Genomic DNA, 20,849 nt, shown 5'->3' on the forward strand with positions numbered 1-20,849 from the left:
TCATTAACACCGACGCTGAAGCGCACTTTACCGCTATTGCCCCTCAGGCTCAGGAACTTTGCCAATCATGACCGCATGTAAACCGGAAATCGTCATCACCTATTGCACGCAATGCCAATGGCTGTTGCGCGCCGCGTGGCTGGCCCAGGAACTGCTCAGCACCTTCGGCGATGACTTGGGCAAAGTGTCCCTGGTGCCCGGCACCGGTGGGGTTTTTCACATTTTCTGTGACGATGTGCAGCTTTGGGAGCGCAAGGCCGATGGTGGTTTTCCCGAGGCCAAGGTGCTCAAGCAGCGGGTCCGCGATCAGATCGATCCGGACCGCGACCTGGGCCACAACGACCGCACTCAGTGAGACGCGGCTTCTGCCGCCACGGCGTTCTTGCTTGAACTGCCGGACAACCGGCTCGAGACCACGATAGCCACGATAATCAGTGCACCGCCGATCAACATGCGCAGGGTCGGGTTTTCATCAAACAACAGCCAAGCCAGAGTGATGCCGTAAACCGGCTCCAGAGCAAACACCACTGACGCAGTCCGGGCTTTGATCACCGCCAGGCTGGCGACGAACAGGCTGTGGGCGACGCCGGTGCAGAACACCCCGAGCAGTCCGATCCACAGCCAGTCGATGGCGCGCACTTCGCTCAACTGCGGCACCGCCACCGGCAGCAGGCAGATCGCAACCACCACGTTCTGACACAGTGCTGCCTGCACCGGCGGAATTCGTCCGGTGCTGGCGCGGTTGGTCAGAGACAGCAGGGCGAACAGCAAGCCGGAAGCCACCGCCCACAACAGGCCAGTGGTGGCGCCGCTGGCCAGATCGAAATCCGGCGTGACCAGTACCAGTCCAATACTGACCAGCACCACCAGCAGGATTTCATTGGCGCGGATGCGCTCGCGGAAGATCAGTCCTTCGAGGACCACGGTAAACGCCGGGAAACTGGCAAAACCCAGGGTCGCGATCGCCACCCCGGCCACCTTCACCGCGATGAAAAAACTCACCCAGTGCCCGGTCAGCAGCAAACCGCTGAGCAGCAGGCGGCGCAGGTCCACTGCATCGAGTTTCTGCCAACGGGTATTGCTGGCGAACCGTGCGAAAAACGTCAGGGCGAGGACGGCAAACGCGGCACGGCCGAACACGATGATGGCCGGCGAGGCAGCGGCGAGTTTGCCGAATACGCCAGTCAGGCCGAACATCAGTGCACCGATATGCAGAGCGCCAAGGGCGGTACGGGGAGTCATTGCAATCCTTAACGACAAACGAACAAATGTGTAGGAGCTGCCGAAGGCTCGGGCCGCGTTCGGACGATCTTTTGATCTTGATCTCCAAAAACAAGGTCAAAAGATCGCAGCCTTCGCCAGCTCCTACATTGAATCGTGCTGAGCCGATTATGTCTGTCGCCAGACTCGCGTCATTTGTCGCCAGCCTCGCGGCGCAATTTACCGGGTGAGGCACCGAACTCGCGCAACACGGCCGCGGCGAACGCACTCTGCGAGCTGTAACCGACCCGACAGGCGATTTCGCCAATGGGCAACGCCGAATCGCGTAACAGGCTCACGGCAATGTGCAGCCGACGACTGCGAATGTAGTCCATCGGCGTCTGCCCGCATTCCACCACGAACCGTGCGTGCAATCGCGCACTGGACAGCCCGGCAATGCGCGCCAGATCGGCGACTTGCAGTGGATAGGCCGCGTATTGATCGATGTGCGCATTCAGCGCCGCATAAGGCAGACGCCGACCGCCCACACTGTCGGGTTTGGCGTTGTTCAAACTGGCCAGCAACAGCACTGCACCTTGCTGCGCAATCAGCGGATCACTGACCTGACTCCCCGCCAGCCAACTGACCAATTGGCTTTGCCCGGCGTCCAGGGGCAGGCGCCCAGCGTTGTCGAGCATGCGGCGGCTGGCCTCGGCGTGATCGCCAAGGGACTGCGAAACCCATTGGTCGCTCGGCACATCCAGCACCAGGCAACGACTGCCGTTGGCGCTGCCGCAGGCATGATGAAAACCGGACGGCACGACTACGAAACTCTGTTGCACCACCTGACTGCCACGACCGTCGACCTCGAAATCCAGCGCACCCGACAGCCCGAACACCAGTTGCGCGTGGTCATGGCTGTGGACGATCAGGTCGTGGGTGTACTGGCGTAGCGTGAGGATCGGTCTCATCGCAGGTCTCCTGTGCAGGTCGCCAGTCTACACCGGGTGCGGCCCGACTCGCGCTGTCACAAGACTGACTTGCCACTGTCATGGGCAATTAACCCGACCGGCGCAAGCTTGCCAAAACTTGTCCTGAGGGTTGCCCATGACCAGCGCCGAGCTCGCCAAACCCAGCCGTAAGCAACGTGTGCGGACCTTGTGGATTTCCGATGTGCATTTGGGCACCCGGGACTGCCAGGCCGAACACCTGTCGCAGTTTCTCAAGGGCTATCACACCGACAAGATCTACCTGGTCGGCGACATCATCGACGGCTGGAAACTGCGCAGCGGCATGTATTGGCCCCAGGCGCACACCAATGTAATCCGTCGCCTGCTGACCATGAGCAAGCGCGGCACAGAAGTGATCTACGTCACCGGCAACCATGACGAATTCCTGCGCCGTTATTCGAAGCTGATTTTGGGCAATATTCAGTTGGTGGACGAAGCCGTGCACGTGACCGCCGATGGCCGTCATCTGTTGGTGATTCATGGCGACCAGTTCGACGTGATCACCCGCTACCACCGCTGGCTGGCGTTTCTCGGCGATTCGGCCTACGAATTCACCCTGACGCTCAACCGCTGGCTCAACCATTGGCGTGCCCGTTATGGCTACGGCTACTGGTCGCTGTCGGCGTACCTCAAACACAAGGTCAAGACCGCCGTCAGTTTCATCAGCGACTTTGAAGAAGCCATCGCCCACGAATGCGTCAAACGCGAGCTGCACGGGGTGGTGTGCGGGCACATTCACCATGCCGAGATTCGTAAGGTCGGCGAGGTGGATTACCTCAATTGCGGGGATTGGGTGGAGTCGTGCACGGCGCTGATCGAGCATTGGGATGGGTCGATCGAGTTGTATCGGTTGGCCGATGCCCAAGCGCGGGAGGCCGAGTTGAAGGCGGTTAAGGTCGTGGAGCCGGTATAACCTGCGAGAAATGGAGTGTCTGGTCGGGCCTCTTCGCGAGCAAGCCCGCTCCCACATTGGATCGTCGGTGAACACAATATTTGTGACCACCGACGATCCAATGTGGGAGCGGGCTTGCTCGCGAATGGACCGCGCAGCGGTCCCCGACATTCATCAGGCCGGCGCGTGCTCTTCCATCGCCGCCTTGTAAATCGAATTCTTCGGCTGCGCAAACAGCCGTTCCACCATTGGTTCGAAGAAGCTCAGCGGCAGCGTGTCGTACGCTGGATCAAACGCCGCCGCATCGTACCGGGCGCAAAATTCGATGGTCGCCTGATACTGCGGATGACCGCTGAATTGCTCGCGCAAATGCCGGTCCATGCCCAGGTGATGAAAGAAGTAATACCCCTGGAAAATCCCGTGCTTCTCCACCATCCACAAGTTCTCGGCGCTGACGAACGGCTTGAGGATCGCCGCCGCGATGTCCGGGTGATTGTAGGAGCCCAGTGTGTCGCCGATGTCATGGAGCAGGGCGCAGACCACGTATTCTTCGTCGCGACCATCGCGCCAGGCGCGGCTGGCGGTTTGCAGGGAGTGGGTCAGGCGATCCACCGGGAAACCGCCAAAATCCCCCTCCAGTAACTTCAGGTGCGCCACGATCCGTTTGGGCAATTGCCGGGCATAGGCGCTGAAATCTGCGGCGATGATCGCCCACTCTTCCTGCGTCCCGTCCTGCATATGGGTAAAACGGGCATGGACATTCATCGGCTATCCTCTTGTTCTGATCGAAAGGGATGTATTGAGTGTAGGACTTGGATCCAAGGCTGCATTGGCTGCTCAAAACGCTTTTGTGGCCAATGGAGCCTAGAACGCCACGCGACCCAGAATCATGTCGCGGTACATGACGAAGTCGCCGAGCAGGCTGTAAAGAGGATGCTGAAAGGTGGCAGGACGATTCTTCTCGAAGAAGAAATGCCCGACCCAGGCGAAGCTGTAACCGGCCAGCGGCAGGGCCAGCAACATCCACCACGCGCCGTTGCCGATGGTCAGCGCCAGAATGAAAATAACCAAGGAGGTGCCGACAAAGTGCAATCGTCGACAGGTGCTGTTGCGATGTTCGCTGAGGTAATACGGGTAAAACTCAGCGAAATTGTTGAAGCGTTTGATGTTTTCCACGACTGCGATCTCTGTGGTGGCTGTTCACGCGACAAGTTGTTCTGCGGGTAGCTTATTTAAGTCTAGAGTGATCATTGGTATCAGCCAGTGACAATAGGCGCCACTTTACTATCCTTGGGTCTTGGGTCGTGGCATGCGGCCATCACGTAGAAAACGCCATGAGCGAACGAACGACTTCTGCAAGCTGGGCGATGGGGATTGTCAAAGCACTGGAAATGGACGGCCTGGATTGCCGGGTTCTGTTCAAGCAGCTAGGGCTCGACTATGCAGCACTGGATGATCCGGATGCGCGCTTCCCGCAAGATTCCATGACGCGGCTCTGGCAGCGCGCGGTCGAGCTGTCCGGCAACCCGGCGATCGGCCTGAACATGGGCAAGGTGGTGCGACCGGCGTCCTTCCATGTCGCCGGTTATGCCTTGATGTCCAGTCAGACCCTGGCCGAAGGCTTTCAACGTCTGGTGCGTTATCAGCGAATCATCGCCGAAAGTGCCGACTTGAGTTTCCGATTGCTGGATGAGGGTTATGCGCTGATTCTGACGGTCCATGGCGATCACCTGCCGCCGACCCGACAGAGTGCCGAAGCATCAATGGCCTGCGCCCTGGCACTTTGCGGCTGGCTGACCGGCCGCGCGCTCCAGCCGCGCAAGGTCTTGCTGCAAGGCGATGACCCCGTTGATCTTGAACCCTATAAACAAGCCTTCCACGCCCCGTTGATGTTCAACGCACCTTATGACGCCTTGATCTTCGAGCGCGCCGACATGGAGGCACCGCTGCCCACCGCCAACGAGGCCATGGCGCGGCTCCACGACCGGTTTGCCGGCGAGTATCTGGCGCGGTTTTCCGAGAGCCGCGTGACCCACAAGGCACGGCAGGTGTTATGCCGTCTGCTGCCCCAGGGCGAACCCAAGCGCGATGCGGTGGCCCAGACGCTGCACTTGTCGCAACGCACCTTGCAGCGTCGCTTGCAGGAAGAGGGCACGAGTTTTCAGACGTTGCTGGATGACACCCGACGTGAACTGGCCGAGCAATACCTGGCGCAACCGAACATGACTCTGCTGGAAATTGCCTACCTGCTGGGGTTTGCCGATCCGAGCAACTTCTTCCGCGCCTTCCGACGCTGGTTCGATTCCACCCCCGGCGAATACCGGACGCGGCTGATGGAAACGCCCCTGCCGATCAGTGACGCCAGAACGCCGGGATACACAGAACAAACACCGTAATGATCTCCAGCCGGCCCAGCAGCATGCCGAATGAGAGAATCCACTTCGCGGCATCCGGCAGGCTGGCGAAGTTACCCGCCGGGCCAATCGTTTCGCCAAGCCCCGGGCCTACGCCAGACACCGTGGCGGCCGCGCCGGTAAGCGCGGTCATCCAGTCCACGCCCAGTAGCGACAGCAGCAGCGCGATGACGCAAATGGTGATGGCGAAGAAAAACGAAAAGGTCAGGATCGAGCGCACGATCTCTTCGTCGAGACGGTGGCCGTTGTATTTCTGCTTGATCACCGCGCGCGGGTGAATCAACTGGTTAAGGTTGGCCTTGAGCAGAATGTAGGCAACCTGAAAACGGAAAATCTTGATCCCGCCAGCGGTCGAACCCGAGCAGCCGCCAACAAACCCCAGATAAAAGAACAGCATCAGTGAGAAGTTGCCCCACAGGCTGTAGTCCCCCAGTGCAAAACCGGTGGTGGTCACTACCGACGTCACGTTCAGCGCCACATGCCGCAAGGCTTCCAGCCAATGCAGCTGAGTAGTCCACCAGTACCAGGTGCCTAGCACCAGCCAGGTCACCAGCAACATGCCAAGCAGGCCTTGAACCTGTTCATCCTTGATCAAGGCCCGACGGTTACCGCGCAGGGTCGCTACGTACAGGGTGAACGGTAGGGCACCGAGAATCATGATGACGACGGCGACCCAATGCACCGCAGGTTCCGGCCACTTGGCGAGGGACTGGTCGGAGGTGGAGAAACCGCCGGTGGAAATCGCCGACATCGCGTGATTGATGGCATCAAACGGGCTCATTCCAGCCCACCAGAACGCCAGGCTGCCGAGAATGGTGATGCCGACGTAGGCCGCAACGATCAAACGCGCCACCATGTGCGAACGGGGCATGACCTTTTCGGAACGGTCCGACGACTCGGTCTGAAACAGCCGCATGCCACCGATGCGCAGCAATGGCAAAATCGCTACCGCCATGCCGATAAAGCCGATGCCACCGATCCAGTGCAGCAATGAACGCCACATCAGGATGCCGGGAGACATGTTGTCCAGGCCATTGAGCACCGTCGCACCGGTGGCGGTGATGCCGGACATGCTTTCGAAGAACGAGTCGGTGTAGCTGATGTGCTGGGTCAGCAGGAACGGCAGAGCGGCGAAAATGCACACCACCAGCCAGCTGCTGACGGTCAGCAGGTACATGTCTCGCGGGCGCAGATGGATGTGCTCGGGGCGCCCCGGTATCACCAGGGCCAGACCGGCGACAAAGGTGATCATGCTCGCCCAGAGGAACGACGGCAGGTCGCTGGTGCGCTCGAAGATCACCAGGGTGGCCATGGGCACGACCATGGCGATGGCCAGCGTGATCAGGAAGATGCCGATGATGAAACCAATGATCCGTAAGGTCGGCAACGCCATGAAGTCCGCTCGGGCTGATAGTAGGAAGGGCGCCATTCTACCTGCGAGGCAGGGCATGTAAACCGACGCCGTCACGACAGTTGACGCTAGAATAGCCAAACATTTTCTACAGGAGGTGGCCGATGCAGGCTCTCGACGCTTTGCTCAACCGTGTTTCCGTCCCACGACTGCTCGATCCGGCGCCCACTGCCGAGCAACGGGAAGTGTTGTTTGCCGCCGCGATGCGCGCGCCAGACCATGGCCACTTGCAGCCTTGGCGCTTCCTGACAGTCGAAGGCGCGGCGCGCGAGCAAATGGGCGAGTTGCTGGCCGAAGCGGCGAAGCTGCAAGACAGTGATGTGTCCGAAGCCTTGCTGGACAAGGCGCGCAACGGTCCGTTGCGTGCACCGCTGGTGGTTGTGGTGATTGCGCGTTTGCAGGAGCACGACAAGTATCCCAAGTCCGAGCAACTATTGGCGGCAGGCTGTGCAGCTCACGGGATTTTGCTGGCGGCCTATGCGCAGGGCATTGGCGCGGTGTGGCGCACCGGTGAGCTGGCTTATTCGGCGCATGTGGCTAAAGGTTTGGGGTTGGCGGAAGGGGAAGAGGTGATTGCGTTTCTTTACCTTGGCACGCCGCAGAAAGAACCGCGGGTGGCGGAGAAGGTTGATTTGACCGAGTTCGTTAGCGCCTGGACAGGTAGTAACTAAGGAAACGATTCCCCTGTGGGAGCGGGCTTGCCCGCGATAGCGGAGTGTCAGGCACTGAGATGTTGAATGTGCCGCCGCCATCGCGGGCAAGCCCGCTCCCACAGGGTTCAGGGTTGAACCACCGCCCCCGGCACCAATGGCAATTCCAGGCTGGCAATAAACCCGCCCTCCGGATGATTGGCCAGCACCAGACTGCCGCCATGCCGTTCCGCCGCACGGCGCGCGATGGCCAGGCCCAGGCCATGCCCGGCCGCTGTTTGTCCCGGCGCCCGATAGAAGGGTTCAGCCAGCTGATTCAAATGCTCGGCCTCTACGCCGGGGCCGTGGTCGCGCACGCTGACCACAATCCTGTCGCCCTGACGCAACGCCTGCATTTCGATCGGTTGCCCGACCGGGTTAAAGCGCTGGGCATTGCGCAGCAGGTTGTCCACGGCGCGCTCGATCATGGTCGGCCAGCCTTTGAGGTTCAGTTGCGGCTCGGCCTCAAGGCGCACGCTCTGCTCGGGCGAACCCAACTGAGCGTCTTTTTGCAGGGTATTGAGCAGCGCGTTGAGATCCACTTCTTCAGCACTGGCGTTGTCGGCATCGACGCGCGCCAGTATCAGGATTTCGCTGATCAGCGCTTCCAGGCGATCGCATTCACGGGTCAGGCGTGGCCAGAGTTTTTCCCGCTCCTCAGGATTGGCCCGCTCGGCCAGCGCCAAGGCAATGCGCAGTCGGGCCAAGGGTGAGCGTAATTCGTGAGACACGTCCCGCAGCAGTTGTCGCTGGCTGCCGATCAGGCTTTGCAGGCGTGCGCCCATGCGGTTGAAGTCGTTGGCCAGCACGCCGAATTCATCGCGGCGGTTGGCTAGTTGCGCCAAGCTGTTCTGTTGATACGTTGTCTGCCCCAAGTCATGCACGGCGCTTCGTAAACGGCTCAGTGGCCGGGTGATGGAAAAGGTCACCAGCAAGCTGAACAGAGTCAACACCACCAGCGCGATGCCCAGCGCACTCAACGGCCAAAGCAGGCTTTCGCGGTGCCAGGCATCCAGTTCCGGGTGCGGAACGCGGTAGATCAGCAGGTAGGTGTCGCCTGTCTTGGCGCTGGTGTATTCATCGGTCAGACGCCGCCATGGCAGGCGCCGATCGTCATTGTTCTGCCGTGCCTCGAAGGCCGCCGCTCGCCGAGGGAAGGTGCCGCGGACCACCGGGTCACCTGCCTCGTTGAGCACTTGAACGTTGATGTGATACTGACGCTTGCGCTGTTCCAGAATGTCCTGGGCGGCTTCTTCACCTTGGCTTTCGTAGGTTTGTGTCCACTGTTCGGCCAGGGTGTTGAGGCCCGGGTGGCGACTGAGAATCCACGCGTCCTGGTTGAGCATGTGCCCGAGCAGAATGGAAAGCCCTGCAACCAGAGCAATGGCCAGCCAGAAGCTGGCCAGGATACGCCAGAACAATGAGCGCACAGAAAATCCTCAACTAGCGCAAATCCATATGGGAGAGGGCTTGCTCGCGAAGGCGGCGTGTCAGGCGACTGTAGCGCTGTCTGGCACACCGCCTTCGCGAGCAAGCCCGCTCCCACATTAAATTGAGTGGCAACAGACCCAACGGGGTTTAGCCGTTGGGTCCAGGGTTAGCGCATTATTGCGCTTTTTGCGCTTGCTGCGCTTTCCAGGCCTTGAACTCGGCCCATTCGGCGCGACGTTCAGCCTTTTTCTTCTGGATCTCGTCGAATTGCTTCTGTTGATCCGGTTTCAGCAGTGCGCGAACGTCGGTTTCGGCTTTCTTGTGCTTGCTCGCCATCTCGTCCTTCAGGGCTTTCTGATCGGCTGGCGAGAGTTTTTCCAGGTACTTGTCGACCAATTGCTGACGCTCATGCATCTGCTCGCCCATGATCTTGCGGATTTGCTCGCGCTGTTCGCGGCTCAGGTCCAGTTGGCTGTAAGGGCCTTTACCGTGCATGCCGTGCATCTGACCGCCGTGGCGTGAGCCGTCCATGTGGTCACCCATCGGACCTGCGCCTTCAGGCATGGCCATGGCAACGGTCGGCAGGGCGGCAGCAAACATCAGAGCGATAAGAGTCTTGCGCATGGTGTATCTCCTTGTCTCGTTCCCGGTACGTTCCGGATGTGTGCAGATTACGGAGATCAAGGTCAGCGGCGGTCAGCGGAGCGTAAAGCTTGGGTAAAGACGATTTTCTACCTTCCTGACAATTCCACGATGCACCACGGTCTGGCGCAGGAGCTGCCGCAGGCCGCGATCTTTTGATTTTGCTTTTACCGACCAAGATCAAGATCAAAAGATCGCAGCCTGCGGCAGCTCCTACGGAGGTGGTCGCAGGTCGCATCGCGTTCGGATTCAGAGGCTGTAGTAGTAACCGCGACTGCGCAGGGCAACGATGCGTGGGCGGCCGTCGGGGTGCGGGCCGATTTTTTTGCGCAGGTTGCTTACATGCATGTCCAGGCTGCGGTCGTACAGGGTCAGTTTGCGACCGAGGGCGATTTGCGCCAGTTCCTGTTTATCCAGCGGTTCACCGGGCTGCTTGAGCAGGGCTTCGAGCAGACGGCTTTCGGAGACGGTGAGGGTGAACTCCTGTTCATCGATGCTGACCACGCCACGCACCGGGCTGAAGCACAAGTCGCCCAATTCGAGCTGGCTGGAGACTGCCGTCGGATGACTGCGACGCAACACCGCGCGCAGGCGGGCTGTCAGTTCCCGCGGATCGCACGGTTTGGCCAGGTAATCATCGGCACCGAGTTCCAGGCCGAGGATACGGTCCAGCGGTTCGCCACGGGCCGAAAGCATCAGCACCGGCAAATCCGGGTGGTTACTGCGCAGTTGCTTGAGCAGTTCCAGGCCGCTGCCATCCGGCAGCATCACGTCCAGCACCACGGCCGCGGGGGACGTTTCAGCCAGTGCGCGACGAGCACTCTGGCCGTCGTGGCAGGCGCGGACCTGAAAGCCTTCCTGGCTCAGCCAACTACTCAGGAGCTCACACAGCTCCTGGTCATCATCAATTAATAACAGCTCGCTCATGACTCACTCAATTTAGCCATTGCCGACGTTTTCTGGTTGCACCACTGGCGAAGATACCGCAGAGCAGGGCCGATAGCGCTACTGCGGCACCGATAACGAACCATTGCTGCTGATCTGTCAGCAGGCGTGGAAGCGGGCTGCTGGCCTGGGCTTCCTTGAGTTGCAGCTTCAGGCGCTGATTCTCTTGGCGCAACCGGCTCAGCTGGGCGCTTTCGCGTTCGCTATTGGTATTTTGCAGTTGTTTGCTCAATTCTTCTCGTTGCTGTTCGCTTGCCTTCAAGCGCTGCTGCAACTCGGTGATCTGGCTGCCGGCGCTCAAGGACAGCGGCGTCGAACTACCGCCATTGGCACTTTCTTCACCATGGGCGGGCGCCATGATCGACAACGTCACCAACATCAGACACAACGGACCTTTGCGCATCGCAACTCCTGATTCCAATACGAGTATTGGGCAGGTTGTCGGCCGGTAAACGAGAATAATGAGCGATTGAACGCGCGATGAACCGACAAGACTCATCGCGCGGGAGAACTTTACGGGAGGACTTGCTTGAACGGCTTGACCGAAACGTTGGCGTAGACGCCTGCGGCAATGTACGGATCGGCATCGGCCCAGGCCTGTGCGGCGCTCAGCGAATCGAATTCGGCGACGATCAGGCTGCCGGTGAAACCCGCAGCGCCCGGATCATTGCTGTCGACCGCCGGGTGCGGGCCGGCCAGTACGATACGACCTTCGCCTTTCAGCACTTGCAGGCGCTCAAGGTGCGCAGGCCGTGCGGCCAGGCGGGCTTCCAGGGAGTTGGCGACGTCTGTGGCAATGATTGCGTAAAGCATGTCAGTCCTCGGTTTTTGGCGTTGTGGTGTCGGCATCGTGCAGGTGGCGGGACAGGTAAATGCCCTGGGCGACCAGGAACAGCAACGTCATGCCCAGGCTGCCGAAGACTTTGAAGTCGACCCAGTAGCTCTGGAAGGTGAACGCAACGAACAGGTTGGCGGCGCCGCAAAACAGGAAAAACCCGATCCAGGCGATGTTCAGACGGGTCCAGACCGGCTCCGGCAGGGTCAGCGCGTGGCCCATGATGCGTTTGATCAGCAGCTGGTCACCGATGAAGTGGCTGCCGATGAACCCGAGGGCGAACAGCCAGTTGACCACCGGGGCTTTCCATTTCAGGAAGGTCTCGCTGTGGAACGCCAGGGTCAGGCTACCGAAGACCAGGCAGGCGATGAGGGTCAGCCACTGGCTCTTCTCCAGCTTGCGCTGCTTGATGAACAGCGTGCCGTAAACCACCAGGGAGCTGATGATCAGCACTGCGGTGGCGCTGTAAATACCACCGACAGACAGTTGATAACCGCCGATGTCGACGATCCGTGGATCGATTTTGAAGACGATGAAAAACAGCAGGAGCGGGATGAAGTCGATGAATTGTTTCACAGTGGCAGCCAGAAGCAGGATGTGGCGGCATAATAACAAACATATTGACGCGCGATAGCGTCAGCTGATTTGAGGTTACACAGTCCTGTGAATGTTGATTTGCACTGCCATAGCACGGCTTCCGATGGCGCCCTCGCGCCTGCGGTACTGGTTGCGCGTGCGTTCGAGAAAGGCGTGCGAGTCCTGGCCTTGACCGATCACGACACCCTTGAAGGCCTCGACGAGGCCCGTAGCGCCGCGACGGCGCTGGGGATGCAACTGGTCAATGGCGTCGAATTGTCCTGCACCTGGGGCGGGGCGACCATTCACGTTTTGGGCTACGGGTTCGACGTCAATGCGCCGCCGTTGGTCGAGGCCATCGCGAAATTGCACGATGGCCGCTGGCTACGGTCCGAAGAAATAAGCCGCAAGTTGGCGTTGAAAGGCATGCCGGGGGCGCTTGACGGCGCCCGGGCCATTCAACAGGAGTTGGGCGACAGCGGTAATGCGCCGGCCCGTCCGCATTTTGCCGACTGGATGGTGCGCGAAGGTTTCGTCAAGGATCGCGCCGAAGCGTTCCGCAAATGGCTGGGCGCCGGCAAACTGGGGGACGTCAAACAACACTGGCCGACCCTGGAAGACACCGTCGAAACCCTGCGCGCCGCGGGTGCCTGGGTCAGCCTGGCGCATCCCTGGCACTACGATTTCACTCGCAGCAAGCGTCGTCGCCTGATTGCCGACTATATTCAAGCAGGGGGCCACGCGATAGAAGTGGTCAATGGCCATCAACCCGCCGAACAGGTGGGCAGTTTGGCGATTCTAGCCCGCGAGTTTGGTCTGCTGGTCAGCGCCGGCAGTGATTTTCATGGCCCTGGAGGCTGGTCCGAGATCGGTGAATACCGCCCGCTCCCGGAGGATCTGCCACCACTGTGGTGTCGATTCAAACATGACCCAATTATTGCCGCCGTCTGAACAGGTAGAGAATGTGAGTCAATTTTTCCAGATTCATCCGGAAAACCCGCAAGCGCGCCTGATCAAACAGGCTGTAGAGATCATCCGCAACGGCGGGGTGGTGATTTATCCCACAGACTCTTCCTACGCCATTGGTTGCCAAATCGGCGACAAAAACGCCGTGGAGCGCGTGCGCCGGCTACGTCAGCTGGATGATAAGCACAACTTCGCGCTGATCTGCAGCGACCTGTCGCAGTTGGGGCTGTTTGCCAAGATCGATACCGGCACCTTTCGTGTGCTCAAGGCTCACTTGCCTGGCCCTTACACCTTCATTCTCAACGCCACCCGCGAAGTCCCGCGGCTGTTGCTGCACCCGAAAAAACGCACCATCGGCCTGCGTGTGCCAAGCCATCCTATTGCCCTGGCATTGCTGGAAGAACTCGGCGAGCCGCTGATGAGCGTGACCCTGATCATGCCTGGCGACACCGATCCGTTGAGCGATCCTTACGAAATGCGCCAGTTGCTCGAGCATCAGGTCGACCTGATCATCGACGGCGGTTTCGGCGGGATCAAGGCATCCACCGTGATCAGCCTCGCCGACGGCGAACCGGAAGTCATCCGCGTCGGTTGCGGCGACCCTGCGCCTTTCATGGCCGAGGCCTAGATGTCTGCAGTAGAACCCGTCGACAGCCAGGCCGGCGCCCAGCAAGAACTGCCTTTCGCCATGGTCTATGGCCAGGCGGTCATGGAAATGCCGCAGGACCTGTACATCCCGCCGGATGCGCTCGAAGTATTCCTTGAGGCCTTCGAAGGTCCGCTCGACTTGCTGCTGTACCTGATCCGCAAACAGAACATCAACATCCTCGACATCCCGGTGGCGGAAATCACCCGTCAGTACATGGGCTATGTCGAGTTGATGCAGTCGGTGCGCCTGGAGCTGGCCGCCGAGTACCTGGTGATGGCCGCGATGCTGGCCGAGATCAAATCGCGGATGCTGTTGCCCCGTGCCGAGACGATCGAAGACGAAGAAGACGATCCTCGCGCCGAACTGATCCGTCGTCTGCAGGAATACGAGCGCTTCAAGGCTGCCGCCGAAGGCATCGATGGCCTGAGCCGCGTCGGCCGCGACGTGGTGGTGCCCAAGCTCGATGCCCCGGAAGCCCGGGCGCGCAAATTGTTGCCGGATGTGAGCCTGGGAGAGTTGCTGATGTCCATGGCCGAGGTCCTGCGCCGTGGCGACATGTTCGAAAGCCACCAGGTCAGCCGTGAAGCGCTGTCCACCCGCGAGCGCATGAGCGATGTGCTGGAACGGCTCAAAGGTGGCGGTTTTGTGCCGTTTGTCGAGCTGTTCACCGCTGAAGAAGGACGCCTGGGGGTGGTGGTGACCTTTATGGCGATCCTCGAACTGGTCAAGGAATCCTTGGTCGAGCTGGTGCAGAATGAGCCGTTCGCGGCCATACATGTCCGGGCCCGAGCCGAATAACGAGTTGAATCATGAACCTGACTGAACCCCGCGAGCTGGCGCCACTGCTTGAAGCCTTTCTGTTGGCCTCGGGAAAACCGCAATCGCTTGAACGCCTGTTCGAACTCTTCGAAGAAGGCGAGCGGCCCGAGCCCCCTGTTTTCAAGAAAGCGCTAACGATTCTGGCCAAATCCTGCGACGGCCGCGCTTTCGAATTGAAGGAAGTCGCCTCCGGGTATCGCCTGCAGATCCGCGAAAAGTTCGCGCCGTGGGTCGGACGTTTGTGGGAAGAGCGGCCGCAACGCTATTCCCGCGCCATGCTCGAAACCATGGCCCTGATCGCCTATCGCCAGCCGATCACTCGGGGTGAGATCGAAGATGTGCGCGGCGTGGCCGTCAACAGCCACATCGTGAAAACCCTGCTGGAACGTGAGTGGATCCGCATCATCGGTTACCGCGACGTACCCGGCAAACCCGCGATGTTCGCCACCACCAAGGCGTTTCTCGATCACTTCAACCTGAAAAACCTCGACGACCTGCCGCCGCTCGCCGAACTGCGTGAGCTGGAGCCTGATCCTGTCCTCGATTTCGACGACGCTCCGGTGCCGCAAGGCTTGCAGGAACTGGCCGACGCCAGCGCTGAACCGGAAGAGCCGAAGGAGGAAACCAGTTTCCACACGCTGTTGCTGGAACTGGACACCATGGAAGAGGGGCTCAAGACCGACTTCGACGATTTGCTGCGGGATGGGGCTGTGACCGAGACCGAAGGGGAGTTGGCAGAGCCCGAGCCTGAAGCCGAAGTTGAACCTCAGGTCGAAGCTGAAGCTGAAGCTGAACCAGAACCAGAACAGGAAGATGACATTCTTGGCGTTGCCGAAGCTCGCGAAAAGCTCCTGGCCGCCGTCGCCGCGCTCGAACAATCGAAACCCGAGCCCGAGTTGACCGACGAAGAAGCCGAAGCCAAGGCTCTGGCAGAAGCAATCGAAGCCGAGCGCCGCCAGTTCGACGATTGACCCAAAGCCTGGGGGCAATGGGAATCCTTGTGGGAGCGGGCTTGCCCGCGAAGAGGGAGTGTCAGTCAACATCATTGCTGCCTGACCCACCGCAATCGCGGGCAAGCCCGCTCCCACAGGGTGTTGTGTTGACTGCGGTTAATCGAGCTCAGTGCCACCGGTCGGCGGAAAAACAAATAACCTTCCATCGATCAGCTAGTCTCTGATGCGCGAACGTCTCCATGAGCGTATGATTCGCGACCCTTCGGCGATCCCTTCGCCCAAGTTCTTCAAAAAGTACCCAGATTTACATCGCTTCAGGCAAAAACCTGAACAGACCACACCGGGAGGTGCCCAGATGAGTATCAACGACCAGAAAGACGACCAGGAAATCGGCCCTGCAGGCGAAAAGCTGCAGAAAGTCCTCGCCCGTATCGGCGTCGGCTCGCGCCGTGACGTAGAAGCCTGGATCAGCCATGGCCGCATCAAGGTCAATGGCAAAGACGCCACCCTCGGCCAGCGCGTCGACCTGCATGACGCCATCACCATCGATGGCCGGGTGATCAAGCGCGAAGAAGCCGCCGAGTCGGTACGCCGCGTGATCATGTACAACAAACCCGACGGTGAAATCTGCACCCGTAACGACCCTGAAGGTCGTCCGACCGTGTTTGACAAGATGCCGCGCCCCAAAGAAGGTCGCTGGATCAACATCGGTCGTCTGGACATCAACACCACCGGTTTGCTGATGTTCACCACCGACGGTGAATTGGCCAACCGCCTGATGCACCCATCCTACGAAATGGACCGTGAATACGCGGTACGTGTACGTGGCGAAGTCGACGACGAGATGATTGAACGCCTGAAGGCAGGCGTGGTGCTCGAAGACGGCCCGGCCAAGTTCACCGACATCAAACAGGCTCCGGGTGGCGAAGGTTTCAACCACTGGTACCACTGCGTGGTGATGGAAGGTCGTAACCGCGAAGTCCGTCGTCTTTGGGAATCCCAGGGTCTGGTGGTTAGCCGCCTGAAGCGCGTGCGTTTCGGTCCGGTGTTCCTCAACTCCGACCTGCCAATGGGCCGCTGGCGCGAAATGAGCCAGTACGAAGTTGACATTCTCAGCGCTGAAGTCGGCCTCACCCCGGTGGCGATGCCGCAAATGAACGCCAAGAGCAAAGACAAGCTTGAGCGTATGCAGCGCAAATCGTCCCGTCCGGTGGGCAAGACCGAACGCGTGCGTACCTTGCGTCCAGCCGCTGGTTCGACCGCTGCCAGCCCGCGCGAATCCCGCGAGCCACAGATCGAAGGCGAACGTCCGGCCCGCAAGCCAGCACCACGTCAGGACGGCGAGCGCGGTCCACGTACACCGCGTCCGGCCAACGGTCGCACTGAGCGCGGCGAAGGCCGTGGCGCTCCGTCCGGTGGTCGTAGCGATCGCGGCGCGCCTGCCGGTCGTGGTACGCCCGTGGCAGACCGCCCGGCCGACACCAAGCGCCCGGCCAAGCCGGCGCCGAAGAAACGCCCAGGCATCGTGCTGGTCGACCGTGACGCGCCATCGGGCAAACGCCGCGGCGCACCAGCCGGTTCCGGCCAGCGTCCGGGCTTCGGTCGTCGCAAGCCTGAGTAATCGGTAAGCGCTTCATGAAAAACGCCATCCTTTGGGATGGCGTTTTTTTTGGGGGCTGGTTTTTGTGATGTGGTGTTTGTGAGTCCGTCTTCGCGAGCAAGCCCGCTCCCACATTTGATCGCATTCCCCTAAGAGAACTCGGTCACCTGTGGGAGCGGGCTTGCTCGCGAAGACGTCAGCCGCATCACCGCAAAATCTTGGGTTAAAACACAAACCGTCCATCAAACAGCGGGTCATCATCCAGCGCCAACACGCCACTGGAGAAGATCAGGTCCAAATGATGGCTACCTTTGGCACCTCCGCCCAAGCCAAGGTGCAAGCCGCAATGGCGCTCCTCGAACCCGGCATTGCGCGCATACAAATCTTTCACGCCTTCGTTGGTGCCGATCCCCAACTCTTCGATGCGCCGATTGGACGGATTGGCGTCCAGGTACTTGTTGAAGTCATGTTCCAGCCCCGGCACATCGGTGGCGATTTTGCTGATGGTGGAGTTTTCGATCCACAACTCCAGCGGTGACGCCAATACGCCGTACTTGCGGGCAAATGGAATCGTACTGAGGAAAGTCCCCATAAACTTCACCCGCCCATTAATGGCCTCGCTATGAGTAGCGATCTCGCCGGGCGCCAGGTCGAAGTTGCCGATACCGTTGATGTCGGTCCACTTCTTGATACTGCTCAAGGGTGTTTCGAACCACGACCCATGATCATCTTTGAAACTCAGGGTGGTGGCGTGGGACATGCGCTGGATCAAGTGGCTGTTCAACCCGGCAATTCGCTGCGGGGTGACACTGAAGGTGTCGTAGAAGTAATCGCCGTAATCCTTGAACAGCAACGACTTCTTCCAGTTCTCCGCCATCACGCCTTGTAGCGCGCGGACAAACTCCGGGCCGTCGGGACGCGGGTTGGGCAGGGTGGAAGAGTCGTAGAAGAAAATGTACAGATCGCTGTCGGTAATCGCCTGGGTCAGCAATTCGGTGGGTTCGAGGTCCAGACGCATTGCGCTGAAGCTGAACCGTGGGCTGTTACCGGCCTGTTCGGCGATGGCGCCGGTCAGTGCCTCGTAATCAGCGGTATGGCCGAGCAAGACCTTCGCCGGGTTGATACCGGCAACGGCAGGGTGATGTTCGAGGTAGTAAAGGAAATGCGAGATGGCACGTTGCTTATCCATGTAGTCCTCCCTGACAAACCGAGAAAGTGGCAGGCACGACCGGCCGGATCGTGCCTGCCGGGATGTCTTACAGAGGCCACATCGCCGTGCCGAACGGAACAACCGCGTCGGCTTGCATCATTTCGACGGCGGCATCATGGGTCGGTGCTTCAAACCAATCGTCCAGTTGCAGCTCAGTGTCCAAGTCTTTGTCCAGTGCTTGCATGGTGAATCTCCTAGATGACTTCTTCGGTAAGAACAGCGGCGTGCTTTTCACTCGTTGAAGAGCACATCAACATGCCGGTCGATGCGGCTCGGCAAGTCGCTGAAAACCTAGTTCACAGGGTTTTAGAATGCAAAAAAATAATTAAACAATTTTCATTTGAACTATTTATTCCATTTTTCGAAAGCCAATTTTCTTAATAAAAAACAGAAAACTAAACAGGACATTTACTTAGGAAGCTTCCTATCGTCAATTTACAGTCAGTGGGCTTCTGGATCTGATTTGGAAAATTTACGTTACGCCTTGTCAATAAAACCTTACGAAAAGCCCTCTTAAACCCCGTGGAATGCCGCGAGTGTAAGGTCTGTAAGGAAAACCTTCCGCCAACCGCCGGGTTTGTAGTCTTCAAGGGCTCTGGCACGCTTGTTTCGGCAGCGTATGAAGGGTGAGATGCGCCCCATGCCTGTCGTGCAGGTGCATAACAAGAAGGAGGCGCAATGTACGCCGTGACTCATCTCCATCTCTCCCCGAAGGGCGATTTTTCCGCTGCCCTTATCGATGACCTGCAAAGGTCTTACTCAATTTTTGCAGTCGCCCGAGACCCTCGAGGCGGACACAGGCAATCCCGGCAACCGACGCGCTGATCCAGCGGTGTCTGGCAGCAGGGGGTTACAGGTGTACAATGCGCCGCGTTTTAACTGTGACCCTCTGCGCAACAGCGCAAACCTCAAGGCTATCCGCCTTGTTCACTCCGCCGCGTCACGAGCGTGTCGGGTTCGATTTCGTCACAGATAAAAATAAACAGGTGACGCATGACTGTCGTAAAAACGCTGAACTCCTGGTGCCTGCGCTGGGGTTTGATCGGCGCTGCTTGAAATCGCAACCGAGCAGCAACGTCTACTGAACATCATCAAACCTTGCGTGAGACCCTTTTCATGAGTGGACAAAACTCGCATTCAGGCGAGCTGAAACGCGGCCTGAAAAATCGCCATATTCAACTGATCGCCCTCGGTGGCGCGATCGGTACCGGGTTGTTCCTCGGCTCGGCCGGCGTGCTCAAATCCGCCGGCCCGTCGATGATTCTCGGCTACGCCATTTGCGGCTTCATCGCTTTCATGATCATGCGCCAGCTGGGCGAAATGATCGTTGAAGAGCCGGTCGCCGGTTCCTTCAGTCACTTCGCCCACAAATACTGGGGCGGTTTCGCCGGCTTCCTGTCGGGCTGGAACTGCTGGATTCTGTACATCCTGGTGGGCATGTCCGAGCTGACTGCGGTCGGCAAATACATCCATTACTGGGCGCCGGACATCCCGACCTGGGTATCGGCAGCCGGATTCTTCGTATTGATCAACCTGATCAACCTGGCCAACGTCAAAGTTTTCGGTGAGGCCGAGTTCTGGTTCGCGATCATCAAGGTTGTGGCGATTGTCGGCATGATCGCCCTGGGCAGCTACTTGCTGGTCAGCGGCAACGGCGGCCCGCAAGCTTCTGTGACCAACCTGTGGGAACACGGCGGCTTCTTCCCGAACGGCGTCAGCGGCCTGGTGATGGCCATGGCGATTATCATGTTCTCCTTCGGTGGCCTGGAAATGCTCGGTTTCACCGCTGCTGAAGCCGACAAGCCGAAAACCGTGATCCCGAAAGCCATCAATCAGGTGATCTACCGGATTTTGATTTTCTACATCGGTGCGCTGGTTATCCTGCTTTCGCTGACGCCATGGGACAGCCTGTTGGCGACCCTGAACGCGTCGGGTGATTCCTACAGCGGCAGCCCGTTCGTGCAAGTGTTCTCGATGCTTGGCAGTGACACCGCCGCGCACATCCTCAACTTCGTGGTCCTGACCGCGGCGCTGTCGGTGTACAACAGCGGCACTTACTGCAACAGCCGCATGCTGCTGGGCATGGCCGAGCAGGGCGATGCGCCGAAGGCCTTGTCGAAGATCGACAAGCGTGGCGTGCCGGTGCGTTCGATCCTGGCGTCGGCTGCCGTGACCCTGGTCGCGGTGCTGCTGAACTACCTGGTTCCGCAACATGCACTGGAACTGTTGATGTCGTTGGTGGTGGCCACCCTGGTGATCAACTGGGCGATGATCAGCTTCTCGCACTTCAAGTTCCGTCAGCACATGAACAAGACCAAACAGACGCCGTTGTTCAAGGCTCTGTGGTACCCGTACGGCAACTATGTTTGCCTGGCGTTCGTGGTGTTCATCCTCGGCGTGATGCTGCTGATCCCGGGCATCCAGATCTCGGTGTACGCGATTCCGGTGTGGGTCGCGTTCATGTGGGTCTGCTACGGCATCAAGAACAAGCGTCGTGAGCGGCATGCTTTGCAGGCTGCAGGTTCCGCTGCCAAGTAAGTGCAAAACGCATAAACAACAAACCCGGCCCTGTGCCGGGTTTGTTGTTTATGGGTTCCATACACGCTC

At 59.4% G+C, this 20,849-nt stretch carries 23 protein-coding genes; 10 read left to right on the top strand and 13 right to left on the bottom strand.

The genetic code is table 11. From position 1 onward, the window contains the following. Nucleotides 1-67: 67 nt before the first annotated feature. Nucleotides 68-355, top strand: coding sequence for a SelT/SelW/SelH family protein (locus tag AB7M29_RS11140; protein WP_217858396.1), 288 nt, complete (start codon nucleotides 68-70; stop codon nucleotides 353-355). Here the strand turns inward: AB7M29_RS11140 and AB7M29_RS11145 are convergent. Then, nucleotides 349-1,242 (bottom strand): DMT family transporter, encoded by an 894-nt coding sequence (locus AB7M29_RS11145; RefSeq protein ID WP_454246853.1) that lies wholly within the window; start codon nucleotides 1,240-1,242, stop codon nucleotides 349-351. The genes AB7M29_RS11140 and AB7M29_RS11145 overlap by 7 nt on opposite strands. A 170-nt stretch (nucleotides 1,243-1,412) precedes the next feature. Then, the gene (locus tag AB7M29_RS11150) at nucleotides 1,413-2,171 is read right to left on the bottom strand and encodes a helix-turn-helix transcriptional regulator (RefSeq protein WP_123720652.1); all 759 of its coding nucleotides are present in this window, start codon (nucleotides 2,169-2,171) and stop codon (nucleotides 1,413-1,415) included. Nucleotides 2,172-2,307: 136 nt separating this feature from the next. On the opposite strand from AB7M29_RS11150, the gene AB7M29_RS11155 reads away from it, so the two are divergent. Continuing rightward, the gene (locus AB7M29_RS11155) at nucleotides 2,308-3,123 is read left to right on the top strand and encodes a UDP-2,3-diacylglucosamine diphosphatase (protein WP_217858394.1); all 816 of its coding nucleotides are present in this window, start codon (nucleotides 2,308-2,310) and stop codon (nucleotides 3,121-3,123) included. Nucleotides 3,124-3,276: 153 nt separating this feature from the next. Here AB7M29_RS11155 and AB7M29_RS11160 read toward each other — a convergent pair whose 3' ends face one another. Beyond that, on the bottom strand, nucleotides 3,277-3,867 hold the full coding sequence (locus AB7M29_RS11160) for an HD domain-containing protein (protein ID WP_454246854.1): 591 nt from the start codon (nucleotides 3,865-3,867) through the stop codon (nucleotides 3,277-3,279). Nucleotides 3,868-3,966: 99 nt separating this feature from the next. After that, on the bottom strand, nucleotides 3,967-4,278 hold the full coding sequence (locus tag AB7M29_RS11165; RefSeq protein WP_052966758.1) for a DUF962 domain-containing protein: 312 nt from the start codon (nucleotides 4,276-4,278) through the stop codon (nucleotides 3,967-3,969). A 158-nt stretch (nucleotides 4,279-4,436) separates the two neighbouring features. On the opposite strand from AB7M29_RS11165, the gene AB7M29_RS11170 reads away from it, so the two are divergent. Further along, nucleotides 4,437-5,498, top strand: a complete 1,062-nt coding sequence (locus tag AB7M29_RS11170) for an AraC family transcriptional regulator (RefSeq protein ID WP_448723368.1) — start codon at nucleotides 4,437-4,439, stop codon at nucleotides 5,496-5,498. Here the strand turns inward: AB7M29_RS11170 and AB7M29_RS11175 are convergent. After that, nucleotides 5,455-6,909 (bottom strand): TrkH family potassium uptake protein, encoded by a 1,455-nt coding sequence (locus AB7M29_RS11175; protein WP_052966756.1) that lies wholly within the window; start codon nucleotides 6,907-6,909, stop codon nucleotides 5,455-5,457. The two genes, AB7M29_RS11170 and AB7M29_RS11175, sit on opposite strands and share 44 nt — an antisense overlap. A gap of 122 nt (nucleotides 6,910-7,031) precedes the next feature. Here AB7M29_RS11175 and AB7M29_RS11180 point away from each other — a divergent pair, with 122 nt between their 5' ends. After that, nucleotides 7,032-7,598, top strand: coding sequence for an NAD(P)H nitroreductase (locus tag AB7M29_RS11180; protein WP_454246855.1), 567 nt, complete (start codon nucleotides 7,032-7,034; stop codon nucleotides 7,596-7,598). Nucleotides 7,599-7,705: 107 nt separating this feature from the next. Here the strand turns inward: AB7M29_RS11180 and AB7M29_RS11185 are convergent, their stop codons facing one another. The 6 genes from AB7M29_RS11185 to AB7M29_RS11210 form a co-directional block, all read right to left on the bottom strand. Continuing rightward, nucleotides 7,706-9,046, bottom strand: coding sequence for a sensor histidine kinase (locus AB7M29_RS11185; protein ID WP_454246856.1), 1,341 nt, complete (start codon nucleotides 9,044-9,046; stop codon nucleotides 7,706-7,708). Nucleotides 9,047-9,221: 175 nt separating this feature from the next. Then, nucleotides 9,222-9,671, bottom strand: coding sequence for a Spy/CpxP family protein refolding chaperone (locus AB7M29_RS11190; RefSeq protein ID WP_217858390.1), 450 nt, complete (start codon nucleotides 9,669-9,671; stop codon nucleotides 9,222-9,224). Nucleotides 9,672-9,938: 267 nt separating this feature from the next. Next, nucleotides 9,939-10,616, bottom strand: a complete 678-nt coding sequence (locus AB7M29_RS11195) for a response regulator transcription factor (RefSeq protein ID WP_052966752.1) — start codon at nucleotides 10,614-10,616, stop codon at nucleotides 9,939-9,941. A gap of 7 nt (nucleotides 10,617-10,623) precedes the next feature. Further along, nucleotides 10,624-11,037, bottom strand: coding sequence for a translation initiation factor 2 (locus AB7M29_RS11200; RefSeq protein WP_052966751.1), 414 nt, complete (start codon nucleotides 11,035-11,037; stop codon nucleotides 10,624-10,626). A gap of 110 nt (nucleotides 11,038-11,147) precedes the next feature. Beyond that, complete coding sequence (locus tag AB7M29_RS11205; RefSeq protein ID WP_008156126.1) at nucleotides 11,148-11,447, bottom strand: YciI family protein; 300 nt, start codon at nucleotides 11,445-11,447, stop codon at nucleotides 11,148-11,150. Between the two features lies 1 nt (nucleotide 11,448). Beyond that, complete coding sequence (locus AB7M29_RS11210) at nucleotides 11,449-12,045, bottom strand: septation protein A (protein ID WP_008010987.1); 597 nt, start codon at nucleotides 12,043-12,045, stop codon at nucleotides 11,449-11,451. 87 nt (nucleotides 12,046-12,132) lie between these two features. On the opposite strand from AB7M29_RS11210, the gene AB7M29_RS11215 reads away from it, so the two are divergent. From AB7M29_RS11215 to rluB, 5 genes are all read left to right on the top strand, one after another. Continuing rightward, nucleotides 12,133-12,996 carry a PHP domain-containing protein gene (locus tag AB7M29_RS11215; RefSeq protein WP_052966750.1) on the top strand — a complete coding sequence of 288 codons (864 nt, stop codon included), beginning with the start codon at nucleotides 12,133-12,135 and terminating at the stop codon, nucleotides 12,994-12,996. A 13-nt stretch (nucleotides 12,997-13,009) separates the two neighbouring features. Next, nucleotides 13,010-13,639 carry an L-threonylcarbamoyladenylate synthase gene (locus AB7M29_RS11220; protein WP_052966766.1) on the top strand — a complete coding sequence of 210 codons (630 nt, stop codon included), beginning with the start codon at nucleotides 13,010-13,012 and terminating at the stop codon, nucleotides 13,637-13,639. A 60-nt stretch (nucleotides 13,640-13,699) separates the two neighbouring features. Continuing rightward, nucleotides 13,700-14,458, top strand: a complete 759-nt coding sequence (locus AB7M29_RS11225) for a segregation and condensation protein A (RefSeq protein WP_217858441.1) — start codon at nucleotides 13,700-13,702, stop codon at nucleotides 14,456-14,458. Between the two features lie 11 nt (nucleotides 14,459-14,469). Further along, a complete protein-coding gene (scpB, locus tag AB7M29_RS11230) occupies nucleotides 14,470-15,450 on the top strand; it encodes an SMC-Scp complex subunit ScpB (protein ID WP_454246857.1) in 981 nt (326 codons plus the stop codon). Between the two features lie 337 nt (nucleotides 15,451-15,787). Continuing rightward, on the top strand, nucleotides 15,788-17,053 hold the full coding sequence (gene rluB / locus AB7M29_RS11235) for a 23S rRNA pseudouridine(2605) synthase RluB (RefSeq protein WP_008074896.1): 1,266 nt from the start codon (nucleotides 15,788-15,790) through the stop codon (nucleotides 17,051-17,053). 202 nt (nucleotides 17,054-17,255) lie between these two features. Here rluB and AB7M29_RS11240 read toward each other — a convergent pair whose 3' ends face one another. Both AB7M29_RS11240 and AB7M29_RS11245 read right to left on the bottom strand, forming a co-directional pair. Beyond that, entirely contained in the window at nucleotides 17,256-18,221 is a 966-nt protein-coding gene (locus AB7M29_RS11240; protein ID WP_448723372.1) for a leucyl aminopeptidase, read from the bottom strand. Nucleotides 18,222-18,288: 67 nt separating this feature from the next. Continuing rightward, nucleotides 18,289-18,426, bottom strand: a complete 138-nt coding sequence (locus AB7M29_RS11245) for a hypothetical protein (RefSeq protein ID WP_038979531.1) — start codon at nucleotides 18,424-18,426, stop codon at nucleotides 18,289-18,291. Nucleotides 18,427-19,358: 932 nt separating this feature from the next. Between AB7M29_RS11245 and AB7M29_RS11250 the strand changes: the two genes are divergently transcribed. After that, nucleotides 19,359-20,780, top strand: coding sequence for an amino acid permease (locus AB7M29_RS11250; protein WP_217858387.1), 1,422 nt, complete (start codon nucleotides 19,359-19,361; stop codon nucleotides 20,778-20,780). Nucleotides 20,781-20,849 lie beyond the last annotated feature (69 nt).

It is taken from the genome of Pseudomonas sp. F-14 TE3623 (assembly GCF_053629015.1).